The organism is Shewanella sp. KCT (assembly GCF_007636505.1).
Taxonomy (GTDB): domain Bacteria; phylum Pseudomonadota; class Gammaproteobacteria; order Enterobacterales; family Shewanellaceae; genus Shewanella; species Shewanella halotolerans.
Map to the genome: position 1 here is coordinate 15,191 of NZ_LVDJ01000018.1, position 12,825 is coordinate 28,015.

11 protein-coding genes and 2 tRNA genes are annotated in these 12,825 nt (G+C 51.0%); 6 read left to right on the forward strand and 7 right to left on the reverse strand.

The features are described 5' to 3' along the window. Nucleotides 1-103 precede the first annotated feature (103 nt). On the reverse strand, nt 104-715 hold the full coding sequence (locus AYI87_RS19035; protein ID WP_144204227.1) for a riboflavin synthase subunit alpha: 612 nt from the start codon (nt 713-715) through the stop codon (nt 104-106). A gap of 29 nt (nt 716-744) precedes the next feature. On the opposite strand from AYI87_RS19035, the gene AYI87_RS19040 reads away from it, so the two are divergent. From AYI87_RS19040 to AYI87_RS19050, 3 genes are all read left to right on the forward strand, one after another. Continuing rightward, on the forward strand, nt 745-2,130 hold the full coding sequence (locus AYI87_RS19040) for an MATE family efflux transporter (RefSeq protein WP_144204228.1): 1,386 nt from the start codon (nt 745-747) through the stop codon (nt 2,128-2,130). 241 nt (nt 2,131-2,371) lie between these two features. Further along, nucleotides 2,372-2,448 (forward strand) — tRNA-Val (locus tag AYI87_RS19045). 20 nt (nt 2,449-2,468) lie between these two features. Beyond that, nucleotides 2,469-2,545, forward strand: a tRNA-Val gene (locus AYI87_RS19050). A 107-nt stretch (nt 2,546-2,652) separates the two neighbouring features. Here the strand turns inward: AYI87_RS19050 and AYI87_RS19055 are convergent. After that, on the reverse strand, nt 2,653-3,096 hold the full coding sequence (locus AYI87_RS19055) for a DUF3718 domain-containing protein (RefSeq protein ID WP_144204229.1): 444 nt from the start codon (nt 3,094-3,096) through the stop codon (nt 2,653-2,655). 293 nt (nt 3,097-3,389) lie between these two features. Between AYI87_RS19055 and AYI87_RS19060 the strand changes: the two genes are divergently transcribed. Further along, complete coding sequence (locus AYI87_RS19060; protein ID WP_144204230.1) at nt 3,390-6,092, forward strand: GNAT family N-acetyltransferase; 2,703 nt, start codon at nt 3,390-3,392, stop codon at nt 6,090-6,092. 123 nt (nt 6,093-6,215) lie between these two features. On the opposite strand, the gene AYI87_RS19065 is transcribed toward AYI87_RS19060, so the two are convergent. Together AYI87_RS19065 and AYI87_RS19070 are read right to left on the reverse strand one after the other, a co-directional pair. Beyond that, nucleotides 6,216-7,244 (reverse strand): GGDEF domain-containing protein, encoded by a 1,029-nt coding sequence (locus AYI87_RS19065; protein ID WP_186300678.1) that lies wholly within the window; start codon nt 7,242-7,244, stop codon nt 6,216-6,218. Between the two features lie 149 nt (nt 7,245-7,393). After that, entirely contained in the window at nt 7,394-9,022 is a 1,629-nt protein-coding gene (locus tag AYI87_RS19070) for a phosphoethanolamine transferase (RefSeq protein WP_144204232.1), read from the reverse strand. A 159-nt stretch (nt 9,023-9,181) separates the two neighbouring features. Between AYI87_RS19070 and AYI87_RS19075 the strand changes: the two genes are divergently transcribed. Next, entirely contained in the window at nt 9,182-9,397 is a 216-nt protein-coding gene (locus AYI87_RS19075) for a hypothetical protein (RefSeq protein ID WP_144204233.1), read from the forward strand. A gap of 151 nt (nt 9,398-9,548) precedes the next feature. Here AYI87_RS19075 and AYI87_RS19080 read toward each other — a convergent pair whose 3' ends face one another. Together AYI87_RS19080 and AYI87_RS19085 are read right to left on the reverse strand one after the other, a co-directional pair. Next, nucleotides 9,549-9,962, reverse strand: coding sequence for a MarR family winged helix-turn-helix transcriptional regulator (locus tag AYI87_RS19080; RefSeq protein ID WP_144204234.1), 414 nt, complete (start codon nt 9,960-9,962; stop codon nt 9,549-9,551). 42 nt (nt 9,963-10,004) lie between these two features. Continuing rightward, nucleotides 10,005-11,093, reverse strand: a complete 1,089-nt coding sequence (locus AYI87_RS19085) for a cation diffusion facilitator family transporter (RefSeq protein WP_144204235.1) — start codon at nt 11,091-11,093, stop codon at nt 10,005-10,007. Between the two features lie 411 nt (nt 11,094-11,504). Here AYI87_RS19085 and eco point away from each other — a divergent pair, with 411 nt between their 5' ends. Next, on the forward strand, nt 11,505-12,062 hold the full coding sequence (eco, locus tag AYI87_RS19090; protein ID WP_144204236.1) for a serine protease inhibitor ecotin: 558 nt from the start codon (nt 11,505-11,507) through the stop codon (nt 12,060-12,062). 103 nt (nt 12,063-12,165) lie between these two features. Here the strand turns inward: eco and AYI87_RS19095 are convergent, their stop codons facing one another. Next, complete coding sequence (locus AYI87_RS19095) at nt 12,166-12,807, reverse strand: bifunctional 4-hydroxy-2-oxoglutarate aldolase/2-dehydro-3-deoxy-phosphogluconate aldolase (protein ID WP_144204237.1); 642 nt, start codon at nt 12,805-12,807, stop codon at nt 12,166-12,168. Between the last annotated feature and the right edge of the window lie 18 nt (nt 12,808-12,825).

Here is a 12,825-nt window from a genome sequence, read left to right on the forward strand (position 1 = left end):
AGACTCAGTGCTGCTGTGTTAATTTAGCGAGATTAGGTCACCCGCACCTGGCTACGCCTTAATCTGCGCCTCAACACCAAGCCTTATCCGTTAACCAAGACGTTTAACCCAAACGCTTGGCCAATACCCGCTCTACCGTGTCCACGATAGCCTGAGTCTGACTGTCTATCTCTATATTAAGCATGGTGCCGACAGCGACCTCGTCTAAGTTGGTGATCGCCAGGGTTTCAGGGATCAGATGCAGCATAAAGCCAGTTTCGCTGACCTCGCCAACGGTTAGGCTACAACCATTCACGCCAACGAAACCTTTATAGAGAATGTAGTTCATCCACTTAGGGTCAACTTGGAGACGAATATCAAAATGGGCAGGCGTATGATTCACCTCGACCACGGTTGCTTGAGTGTGCACATGACCCGATAACACATGGCCACCTATCTCGCTACCATAGGTCAAAGAACGCTCGATATTAACCTGGCTACCCACAGACAGACAGGCCAAATTGGTAAGCCTCAATGTCTCTTCCATTACATCGAAAAACACCCTATCATCTGCCATCTCGGTAACGGTCAGACAGACGCCGTTATTGGCGACACTTGCACCTCGCTGCAAGTTTTCCTTCAGGTGTGACGGCATCGCAATTTCGATTGTATTAAGACCATCTTTTTTATGGATAGCCACCACTTCACATGTGGCTTGAACAATACCTGTAAACATTTTTTACTCTCTGCATTAAGGCTTTTTTCATGAATCAATTCGGCTTTCAAGCTAAAAAGCTCGTCCATCTTGCGTTGCCTGTGCTGATCGCCCAGGTCACCCAAACCATGATGGGTTTTATCGATACCGTCATGGCCGGACGTGTCAGCGCATTGGATATGGCCGCGGTGGCCATCGGCGGCAGTCTGTGGCTGCCAGCGCTACTGTTCGTACAGGGTTTGCTGGTTGCCTTTACCCCTGTATTTGCCAGCCATCATGGCGCCGATAATCAAAATGCTATCAGGCCAATGGCTTTTCAGGCTGCCTATATTGCCATAATCGGTGCCGCCGTAGTGATAAGCTTTCTGCTTTTTGCGCCACAGATCTTCAAATTGATGGATTTGTCTCCCGAGCTGGCCGAGCTGAGTGTCAGTTATCTCCATGGATTTGCCTGGGGCGTCCCCGCTTTCGTGCTTTATCAGGTCTTGCGAGGATGTAGCGAGGGGATCTCCTACACACTACCGACTATGGTGATAGGGTTTGTTGGCCTGGCGGTAAACATCCCCGCCAACTATATCTTCATCTATGGCCACTTAGGTGCGCCCGCGCTGGGCGGTGCGGGCTGTGGTATCGCAACGGCCCTGGTGTTCTGGGCCATGTTTATCGCCATGACCATATACATGCAATGGCATAAGCGCTTCGCCGTTATCAAGCCGCTAGGTGCCTTCCACCTGCCGGATCTTAAGACCATGAAGAGAATGACCAAACACGGAATGCCCATCGCCATGGCCTTGTTTTTCGAGGTGAGCCTGTTTGCCATCATAGCGCTGCTGCTCGCTCCCTTGGGCGCCGATGTAGTGGCAGGCCACCAGATCGCGCTTAACTTTTCATCCATTGTATTTATGTTGCCACTCTCTATCGGCATCGCCGTATCGATCAGGGTCGGATACTACCTCGGACAGGATAAGGCGGACGTGGCTAAGCTAGTGACTAAGGTCGGTCTGGTTATCGCCTTTAGCCTGGCCGCCTGCACGGCCATCATTACTGTGGTGTTTCGCACTCAGATCGCGCTACTCTATAACCAGAACCCCGAGGTGGTCACCCTGGCGAGCAGCCTGATGTTTCTGGCCGCTCTGTATCAGCTGTCTGACTCGGTGCAGGTGGTTACAGCAGGTGCCCTGCGGGGTTATCACGACACCCGCAGCGCCTTCTACATTACCCTTGTCTCCTATTGGGCCATCGGCATGGTGCTCGGCTATCTGCTGGCAGAAACCGACTTACTGGTGCCCGCCATGGGCGCCCACGGCTTTTGGATTGGTCTGATCGCCGGCCTCACCAGCGCCGCACTGCTGTTTGCCTTAAGGCTTCAGTATATTCAAAAGCATCCAAAGCAACTGGCCTTGGTTGACCAGCCGATTAATCACGCCGACCTGTAGCCAAGATCAACACAGGCAAGGTGATGTTTAGCTCATGTTTAGCTAAATAATCATCATCTTGCCTGTATCTTTATTTAAACGCTTTGCCGAATATAACGACGCTTTGGCGTTAAAAAGATCAAGTTGCGCAGCAAATCACCGCTTGATTGAAAAATTACGATTTTTTACTTGCAACTCACATCACATCCCTCGTAATATAGCGCTCGTTCGCTGGCCGACAGGTCGTGAACGGTAAAGCAGTACAACCGTAGCTCAGTTGGTTAGAGCACCACCTTGACATGGTGGGGGTCGGTGGTTCGAATCCACTCGGTTGTACCAATTTTACAAGAGATAACAGTACAACCGTAGCTCAGTTGGTTAGAGCACCACCTTGACATGGTGGGGGTCGGTGGTTCGAATCCACTCGGTTGTACCATCTTGTAAAAATATCAGCCAGCACAAGCTGGTTTTTTTATGCCTGCTTCCTGCTATTACCTGCTCGCTCTCACATCTATTGCCCCGACACCGTCGCTAGCCACTCACCTACTTTGCACTCACCATCACCACAATTGGTTCACCACCGCCGGATCTATTGCTGGCAAGATCGGTAATGCTCACCTTGGTTTTCACTCGATTGGCGATCGAGGAGTGACGCTCGAGAAACTGAAAGCTTTGTGATGCCTGATACTGGTGGGCAAACTGTGCCAGACTCACGCCATTGCAGGAGATGCTATTGACTCCGAAGCGCATGTTATGGTCATAGTTAACCAGTTTACGCTTTAACGCCGAACTGTTATCGCTACCTGCCGCGATACAGATCTTGGTCTCGGCACTACTGTCCTGCGCCACAAATCTATAATTGGCATTGGTGTTAGTGCTGGTATTAGCAGCGGCTGCAGCCTCTTCAGCCACTGCCAGCTGAGAACTCAAGCCTAAACCTAAAGCCGTAACAGCTACACCGATAGATACAAACGCCCCTGTTTTCATCTTCAACTCCTTAAGCCTTATTGATAAAGGCACAGCGATACCTTTTTATTGTTGATCCGCAAAGGCACTTAGGTCTGCATCTCATTGCATTGCCAGTCGCCTCGGCGCATCAGATCCCCTCAAGTAAAGCCCAAAAACCGCGTCAAGGTTGTTAACCCTTGATGTCAAAGTGTTGCAAGCTGTGTAGCCCAGATGATGGGAGTGGTAAACGCTGCTTATCCTACTAAAATCCTAGAGAAAAAAAGTACAACTGAGGTACACTGTTTGCTGGCGAGTGACAACAGGAGCCGGGAATGAGCCAGCGTACATTACACACCCTATTTAAACCTAAGTCGGTGGCCATCATTGGAGCCTCTAACGGCGCCAAGCGCGCCGGCAATGTCGTAATGCGCAACCTGCTCTCCAGCGGGTTTTCCGGGCCTATCATGCCGGTCACGCCAAAATACGATGCCGTGATGGGCGTGCTAGCCTACCCCAATATCGAAGCCCTGCCGCTTAAGCCAGATCTGGCCATCATCTGCACCGCAGCCAGCCGCGTCCCCGCAATCGTCGAACGTCTCGCCCAATTTGGCTGCAAGGTAGCGATTATCAATGCTTCCGGCATGGCCAATCAGCTCGATGAAGAGGGCCAGAATCTACTGACGCTGACCCGCGCCCACGCCAAACGCTACGGCATGCGTATCCTCGGCCCCAACAGCCTGGGGATGATGTTGCCCAATTTAGGGCTCAATGCCAGCCTGGCACACACCAGCGCCCTGCCCGGCAAAATCGCATTTGTCTCCCAGTCTGCCGCCATCTGCACCACAGTGCTCGATTGGGCCAACAACAAGGGGATTGGCTTCTCCTCCTTTATCTCCCTGGGCGATGCCACAGATATCGATTTCGACGAGCTGCTGGACTTTCTCGGGCGAGACTCGCGTACTACAGCGATCATGCTCTACATTGACTCTGTCAACGAGAAGCGCCATTTCCTCTCTGCCGCCCGCGCTGCAGCACGGAACAAGCCGATATTAGTGATCAAATCGGGTCGAAGCCTAGAGGGCACCACAGCCGCAAAGCTTCACACAGGCGGAGAAGTAGGTAACGACGCCGTCTACGAGGCCGCATTCAGACGCGCGGGTATGCTGAGGGTAAACGATTTGGTGGAGCTTTTCGCCGCGGTAGAAACCCTGGCCCACTCTGCTCCCCTGCAAGGCGAGCGTTTGGCCATACTCAGTAATGGCGGCGGCCCCGCCGTATTAGGCCTGGATCAGCTAATTCTCGGCGGCGGTAAAGCCGCCACCTTAGATGATGATACCTTCGACAAACTTAACGCCTTGCTACCCGATACCTGGTCCGGGCAAAACCCAGTAGACATAGGTGGCGATGCCGATGCCAAGCGTTACACCCAGAGCCTGGATATCCTGATGAACGCCGATGTGGCCGATGCCATCTTGGTGTTGCACTCTCCTTCTGCTCTTGGAGATAGCATAGAGATCGCCGACAGCATCATAGAGCTCGTCTCAAAACATCCAAGGCGTCACAAGGTCAATGTGCTCACAAACTGGAGCGGCGAAGACTCGGCCTATCAGGCCCGTAAACACTTTAACCGCGCCGGGGTGCCCACCTATCGCACACCAGAGGGAGCCGTCGGTGCCTTCATGCATATGGTGGAATACAGACGCAACCAAAAGTTGCTGCAGGAAGTGCCGCAATCTATCCCAGATAATATTCCCACCGATGCCCAACTTGCGCGCTCCTTGCTGCAACGGGCGATTGCCGACAACAAGCAGGTGATCGAGACCCATGAGGCAAGTGCCATCCTAAAGGCCTATGGGCTTAACACCATAGAGACCCACTTTGCCGCCAGTGCCGAGCGCGCCGCCGAAATTGCCGAACAGGTAGGCTATCCCGTCGCCCTCAAGGTGCAGTCACCTGATATTCACCATAAATCCGATGTTCATGGCGTCATGCTCAACCTCACCTCCCATCAGGAGGTGTTACAGGCCGCCGATGCCATGGTCGGCCGGGTACATTCGCTCAACCAAGACGCCGACATCCAGGGGCTGATAGTGCAGAAGATGGCGCTCACCGCTGGCACCCAAGAGATCCGCGTCGCGGTGACCCATGATCCCGTATTTGGCCCGGCCATCCTGCTTGGCGAAGGCGGCTCCGAGTGGCAGCCCAGCACAGATGCGGCGGTTGCCCTGCCACCACTGAATATGACCCTGGCCCGCTACATGGTGATCCAGGCGCTGAAGACCCACAAGCTCAAAGACAGGCATCTGCCGCTGGGCTTAGACATGAACGCCCTGTGCGTCATGCTGACCCAGATCTCCCATCTCATCATAGATTGCCCCGAGATCGCGGGCTTAGATCTTAACCCTGTGCTGTGCGCCGGTGAGCAGATCACCCTGTTAGATGTGAATATTCAGCTCAATGCCAATGCCCAGGACAATACCAACCGCCTGGCGATTTGCCCCTACCCTAAGGAGCTTGAAGAGCATGCGGTATTGAAAAACGGTCTCAAGATCATGCTAAGGCCTATTTTGCCGGAAGATGAGCCTAAGCATCTGGCTTTTGATAACTCCCTCTCTGACGAAGACAGGTATAAACGCTATTTTGGCGTGCGCTCTAAGATGACCCATGAAGAGATGGCGGTGCTTACACAGATTGACTACGCCAGGGAGATGGCCTTTATCGCTACCACTAAGGGCGCCGATGGCGATGATATTACTTTAGGCGCCGTGAGGGCCTCCATCGACCCCGACAATACCGAGGCCGAGTTTGCCATGGCGGTGCGCAGCGATCATCAGGGGATAGGCATAGGTAAACTATTACTGGAAAAATTGATCGCCTATTACAAGGCCAATGACACTGAGGTGCTTACTGGCTTCACCATGTTTGAAAACCGCAACATGGCAAGCCTGGCGAAGAAATTGGGCTTTAGTGTGACCTTCGACATGGAGGAGCATCTGATCAAGATGGACATGCCCCTCAAGCCGAAACAAGACTAGCTGGTACGCCCAGCTTATGCGCTGTGCTTGTTTACCGAACGTACAAGCGTTAACCACTAATATGCTTAGCGTCTAACATCTGCTTTAAACTGCCGCTGACAGCAAGGCTAGCGCTTAACTGAGTTAGCCTTTCACACAGTTGCGGCCCGCCGACTTGGCTCTATATAGGGCTTCATCGGCGCGCACCAGATAAGACTCTCTGTCGTCATCGTGGCGCAGTGTCGCCACCCCGATGGAGACGGTGATCGCCCCAAGTGATAGCTTCTTATCTTTGCCTATGCTTAGATGGCGCTCGGCGATACGTGCCCTAAGCTGCTCGGCCACCACCATTGCACCAGAGTGCTCGGTATCGGGCAGCAGGATCACAAACTCTTCGCCGCCGTAACGCGCGACAAAGTCATCCCCCTTCACCCCTTGCTTTAACGCCAATGCGATATAGGCAAGTACCTTGTCTCCCACCAGGTGACCGTGGGTGTCATTAAACTGCTTAAAGTTGTCGATATCGACCAGCAGCAAGCTGCTAAGGCGCTGCTCTCTTCTAAATCGTTGAATATGACCCAGCACCTCCTCATCGAAGGCGCGGCGATTACGCAGCGAGGTAAGCTGATCTGTCATCACGGCAATATTGAGATCTTCCATCTCTGCCTTTAGGGCAGCGACCTCCTGATTCATCGTCTTCAGATTCGCTTCCATCTGACGATTGCTGATCACCACCTGAGACACCTCTTCGGCCAGGGTATCGACTAGGCGCTCGAGGGTCTTAGGGTCTGGTTCCTGGCTGATATTTTGCTGAAAGGTGGTCAGGCTGAGGTTAAACTGCGCCGTACCAGCAGTGACCTCGGATAAACGGGTCATAAAATTATTGATTAAGATCTGCGTCTCTATCTGCACATTCTCGATCACCTCGGGTGACTGCTCGCGAATGAAGCTGTTATAGAGGCCAGCATTGACCTCGGCGGTAAACTGGGCGCGGCTGGCCACTAAGGTGTCTATGGCGCGCTTAAGATCCAGATTGACCCCACGGAAATACTCATACCACACGGCATAATTATCTGGGGTTACTGGGATATTGAGTTCAGACATGCGCGGAACGGCATGCCTGAGAATTTTAGCGGAAAGTTCGGTCTCGGTAAGTTGTTTAGCCAAATTCATAGAGATTTTCGCCATTTTATTATTAGAGAAACACTAGCGCACACTAGGCGCCTTCATCCGAGTACCTTAGTGAATGAAGGCGCAATCTCTACAATAACGAAAATTTTAAGCCTTACCAGCTATTTTTGTTGTTTTTATGTTACAAACCACTATTTTACCCGGCAAGTCGCAAACAGATCCATCTCCTTGCGATACACCTCGGTCGATACGTTCATCAACCCGAGCAAGCTGGAGAAGAGGTTATCGTGGGAGAAGCCGCCCTTGGTGGCATATTCACGCAGACACTGCTTGTCTAAACCATTGTCGGAGGCAAAATCCGCTGAGAGCCAGGCTAACATAGGGATCTTGATCTGCTCATCCGGTGCTATCGCATAAGGTGCACCGTGAAGGTACATGCCACTCTCCCCCAGCGACTCGCCGTGGTCGGACACATAGAGCAAGGCAGTGTCGGCCTTGTTCTGCTGCGCCTCGAGGCGTGAGATCACCTGAGCGATAATATAGTCGGAATACAAGATGGTGTTGTCATAGGTATTCATCAGCTCTTCATTACTGCAGTTTTGGATGTCGCTACGCTGACAATCGGGTACAAACTTGCGATGGGCTTCTGGGTAGCGCAAATAGTATGTCGGGCCGTGTGAACCTATGATGTGCAGCACGATAAGGGTATCCTGGCTGATACCTTCGCCAAGGCGCTTATCGAGTTCATTCAGCAGCACCTGATCGTAGCAGTAGTGACCATCGCAGAGCTCTGGGTCGCTATTGAGATCTATGTTGATGTGTTTAACGCGGTCACACACGCCCTTGCAGCCACTGTCATTATCCAGCCAGTTAAGCGAGATACCGGCGTGATCCAGCACGTCCATGGCGGTGTCCTGGGCCTGGGCCCGGCGCGCGTCGTAATCTTCTCTATCCATACTCGAGAACATACAAGGCAGTGACACCGCGGTCGCGGTGCCGCATGACTCGGTATCTTTAAAGGCAATCATGTCATAGGCCTTGGTATGGGCATTGGTCAGCTTATCATAGCCATAATACTCATAGTTATGGGCCCTGGCGGTCTCGCCGACCACAACCACCACCAAGTTAGGCTTGCCGTTATGATCTAAGGTCAGGTTCTTGGCATCTTTGCCCTGCACCTTATAGACCAGCGGTTCCTGGAAGTAGTTAACCTTGACATACTTGATCATAGATCCGATGGCATAGGTAGGGACTATGTAGCGCTTCATCTGATCGTTGTTACGGCCAAAGGCGACATAGTTTTGATAATAGAAGAAGCCGATCACCGCGATACCGGCAAGCATAGCGAACATGAAGGCAAGCTTATGCAGCAGCTCTTTGACGAAAGGCTTGTAGACGATATCGGCCTTTAAGATCAGCAGCGCCGGCAACAATCCGGTCAGGGTAAAGTTTAAAATTGATGACCAGTTAAGATAGGTTAAGGCCTCGGCGCTGTTGGTCTGCACTGTGTTTTCGATCATGCCATAATCGAACACGACGCCATATTGCAGCGCCGCGAAAAACACGCTGGAAGAGATCAGAGTAACCATGATGAAAAACGGTTTAAGTAGATACTTAACCGAAAAAAGCGAGAAGATGAAGCTTAACGCGAAGATAAGAAATAGCGGAATGGTGGCGATGAAGAGGTAATTAACCTCGGCTTGTTTTTCTATACCCTGCTTAACGATCTGAAACAGCGGAATATTAAATATGCCAACATAAAATAAGGCGGTGATCAGCGTAAACTGATTCGCCGAAAGGGTTTTAACGCGTGACAGCACTGAGTGTTCTCTCTGTAAATAAACCAAAAATGACGTTAAAAAAATAACCAAGCCGCCTGTTACAACGGCCTGTTAGTCCATTAACGCCAAAACTACTTTTTCATCTTCTGCATCATCTTCCGCATCAGAACCAAACCTAGCCTGAGTCAGAAGCTATTCATGCTCAAAGCACTTAGCGAAGTAGCAATTAGCTATCAAAAATTTGCCTTTAGTCAAAATTCAGATAGCCTCGGCGCAGAAATGTTGCGGCAATATTACCAATCAACACACCGCGCCACAATTGTAATCGCCATCCGCCTACCAACACAGGCACAGATCACCTTTGTTAACAGCTATGACTTAAGGGTGATAGCTGAAAGGCTATTTGTTAACTGACAGCTACTAGTTGCTAGTTGTTAATTGCCAGTTGTTAATCGCATAAGACTATTGACGAGCAAGGCTTTAGCGCTTTGAAGTAACACTCGGGAGTCTACACACCCGAGGTGAAAAAAAAGTGTTTTTACAGACGCAGTGCATGAGTAGCGGGTTAAAACTCGCTGTTCATGCGCTGAAAAAAACTCAACAAGAGCTCACGTTCGCTGTCGGAGAACTTAGCGGTAAGTTGATCAGACAAGCCATGGTGCAATTGGTCATGCTCCCGGTAGACAGCCTGCCCCTGCTGGGTTAGACCAACCAGAATCGATCGTCTGTCTTGCTGGTGGGCCTTACGCGCAACTAGGCCCGCCTGCTCCATCTTATCGATCTGCACCGTCAGCGTACCTGTGGTGATCCCCATCTTCTCCGCCAACTCTTTCATGCGCATGTCACCATTGCCGCCCAAAATCTCCACGGCATGGATCTGAGGTAAGGAGTAGCCGGCATCCTTGACTACAGCCATCTCCCAAGACGAGAGCTTTTCATAAAATTCGACTATGGTGTGGCTCAATAGGTCATTATTCATCGTTAACGCACAATTCCTTTTTAAAGAGTTCGAAACTTAAGCTTATTCTGCCCCTTGGCAAGCTACTTGGCGGCAAGTGATGAGTTCGACCGTCAGATGGTCAATACGTTCAAATTTGGCCAACTTCTGCTTGAAATAATCCAGCTCCTTCGGCGCATGGCTGACGATAGAGACCATGGCGGCATAATGATCGGCGCTAACACGCCAGACGTGAATGTCGCTCACCTGATGATCTTGCTCGGCCTCAATCAACTCAACCATCTGCTTAACGTATTGTTTCTCTATGCTGGCATCGAGCAGAATCGGCCCAGTTTGCTTCATCAAGCCCCACGCCCAGCTGGTGATGATCACAGCGCCAACCACGCCCATCACGGGATCTAACCAGGTCAGTCCCAGATACTTACCGAACAGTAAGGCGCCAATGGCGAGCAGAGAGGTCAAGGCGTCGGCCATTACATGGAAATAGGCTGCGCGCAGGTTGTGATCATGATGACCCTTGTCACCGTGTGCATGCGCTTTCTCATGTTTATGCTCATGAACATGGTGATGAGCGTCATGCTCGTGGCTATCTTCGTGCTCATGGCTGTGATCATGCTCATGGTTGTGATCGTGATGATGCCCGTGACTGTGGTTATGACTGTGATGATGCCCGTGGTGGTGGTGATGTCCATGGTGGTCTTTTAGCAAAAAGACAGAAATTACATTGACCGTCAGGCCGATCACCGCCACAAAGATGGCTTCGTTAAAGTGGATCTGCTCTGGGTTAAACAGCCGGCTCACCGACTCAACCACCATAAGCAGCGCTACCAGTCCGAGCGCGACGGCACTGGTAAAGCCCCCTAAGACGCTTACCTTACCTGTACCAAAGGCAAAATCAGGGCTGTTGGCATGTTTCTTCGCATAGTGATAGGCAAACAGGGTAATGAGAAACGCCGCGGCATGGGTCCCCATATGCCAACCGTCGGCCAATAAGGCCATCGAACCGTATACGGTACCAGCAACAATCTCGGCGATCATGGTAAATAGGGTTAGCAGCAACACATAACGGGTGTTGCGCTCGCCATCACTGTTTAAATTGGCGAACTGATGACTGTGCTGCCAGGGGGCTAGATGATCCTTAACGTTAGACATGAATGTTTCTCTATTTGTTTTTATTGGTTAACTTTGGCTAGTTAACTGTTGGTTGTTTAACTTGGGTTGATTAACTTTTAACGGTTAACTTCTACTGGTTCGTATATAGGTTCGTACATAGCTTTGTACATAGGCTCGTATATCGATTCGTAGCTATCGGTTGTCATTATCAGTACTGGAGACGCTCTCTCCAAATACTTTGAAAACCAAACAGTCGGCATATTAACTAGTTTGATTTTCAAAGTAAACAAATATGAGATGCTCGAATAGAAAACTGCCATTCTCGTCACAAGCCATCTTAAAAATTAACTAAAAACAATTAATTAAAAATTATGTCTTTGCTTTTAACCCTTTTCCTCTATGCTAGCGTTTATACCTGTATAACCGTTCAATTTAACGCTAGGAGCTTTCATGAAATTACCATTGAACAAATATACATCTGCCCTACTAATCGGCCTGGGTCTCCCCCTTAGCACCTTCTGTGCCCAGGCGACCAGTCCGGCTAAGCCACAGCAGTTAACCATGCCCGTTGCAGTGAGCTACTCTGCGAGCGACTATCAAGCCGAGGAAGCTACTAAGATGTTTCCTGCGCCAGCTGACGGCCTGGTGCAGCATATTCTTACCCTGCCAAAGCTTGCCAATGAAGGCGACTATCGCCTGGAGATAGCCATCGGCCGTAGCGAAGAGGTAGATTGCAACAAGCATGGGCTGTCGGGGGAGATAACTCAGCATACGGTAAAAGGCTGGGGCTATAACTACTATCAGGTGGATGCCATACATCAAGGTCCTAGCACCATGATGGCCTGTTTCGATAAGGCAAAAAAGACAGCATTTCTCACCCTGCCTGAGAAACTTACCTTAGCCTACGACAGTCGCTTACCTAAGGTGTTTTACTTGCCAGCAGGTGCTCAGCTTAGATACCGCATCTGGCAGGCCAGCAGCGACTACCAGTACAGCGAAGCCAAGTAGTTCTGTTCAGCCTTACAGCCTATAGCTCATATTAATCAGATACAAAAAAACCTCTGCCTAGGCAGAGGTTTTTTATATTGCTTTCTGTATTTACAAGCAGTTATTACAGGCCGTTGATGGCGTCTTTACACAACTGAGTGATACGCGCCCAGTCGCCCTGCTCCATCGCATCGGTTGGGGCAATCCAGCTGCCGCCGATACAATCGACATTCTTAAGCGCCAAATAATCTTTGTAGCTGCTCGGGGTAATACCGCCAGTTGGGCAGAAACGTATGTCGGCTAGCGGACCAGAGAAAGCCTTCAGCGCATTCACGCCGCCAGATGCCTCAGCAGGGAAGAACTTAAAGTTGGTGTAACCCAAGGCCATACCCGCCATCACCTCAGAGATGCTAGCAACGCCAGGGATTAACGGCACACTGCCTTTCATCGCCGCCTTTAGCAGCTCAGGCGTGGCACCCGGGGTGATCACAAACTGAGCGCCGGCGTCGATTGCCTGCTGCAGCTGCGCTTCGTTAAGCACAGTACCCGCACCAACCAAGGCTTCGGGCACCTCTTTGGCGATCTTGGTGATCGCTTCCAGCGCACAGGGGGTACGCAGCGTCACTTCCAATACGCTGATACCACCCTCAACCAGGGCTCTGGCGAGTGGAACCGCATCCTCAATCTTATTAATCACCATGACGGGAACGATCGGGCTACGTTTAAAAATATCTTGGGGTTGAATTGACCAGTTATTCTCAGCCATTGCTAAAAGCTTCCTCAA

Bases quoted from the DNA above. Each gene is read 5' to 3' on its own strand.
- eco (WP_144204236.1), top strand. From the start codon at position 11,505: ATGAAATTACCATTGAACAAATATACATCTGCCCTACTAATCGGCCTG.
- AYI87_RS19055 (WP_144204229.1), bottom strand. From the start codon at position 3,096: ATGAAAACAGGGGCGTTTGTATCTATCGGTGTAGCTGTTACGGCTTTA.
- AYI87_RS19075 (WP_144204233.1), top strand. From the start codon at position 9,182: ATGCTCAAAGCACTTAGCGAAGTAGCAATTAGCTATCAAAAATTTGCC.
- AYI87_RS19035 (WP_144204227.1), bottom strand. From the start codon at position 715: ATGTTTACAGGTATTGTTCAAGCCACATGTGAAGTGGTGGCTATCCAT.
- AYI87_RS19085 (WP_144204235.1), bottom strand. From the start codon at position 11,093: ATGTCTAACGTTAAGGATCATCTAGCCCCCTGGCAGCACAGTCATCAG.
- AYI87_RS19095 (WP_144204237.1), bottom strand. From the start codon at position 12,807: ATGGCTGAGAATAACTGGTCAATTCAACCCCAAGATATTTTTAAACGT.
- AYI87_RS19080 (WP_144204234.1), bottom strand. From the start codon at position 9,962: ATGAATAATGACCTATTGAGCCACACCATAGTCGAATTTTATGAAAAG.
- AYI87_RS19065 (WP_186300678.1), bottom strand. From the start codon at position 7,244: ATGAATTTGGCTAAACAACTTACCGAGACCGAACTTTCCGCTAAAATT.
- AYI87_RS19060 (WP_144204230.1), top strand. From the start codon at position 3,390: ATGAGCCAGCGTACATTACACACCCTATTTAAACCTAAGTCGGTGGCC.
- AYI87_RS19040 (WP_144204228.1), top strand. From the start codon at position 745: ATGAATCAATTCGGCTTTCAAGCTAAAAAGCTCGTCCATCTTGCGTTG.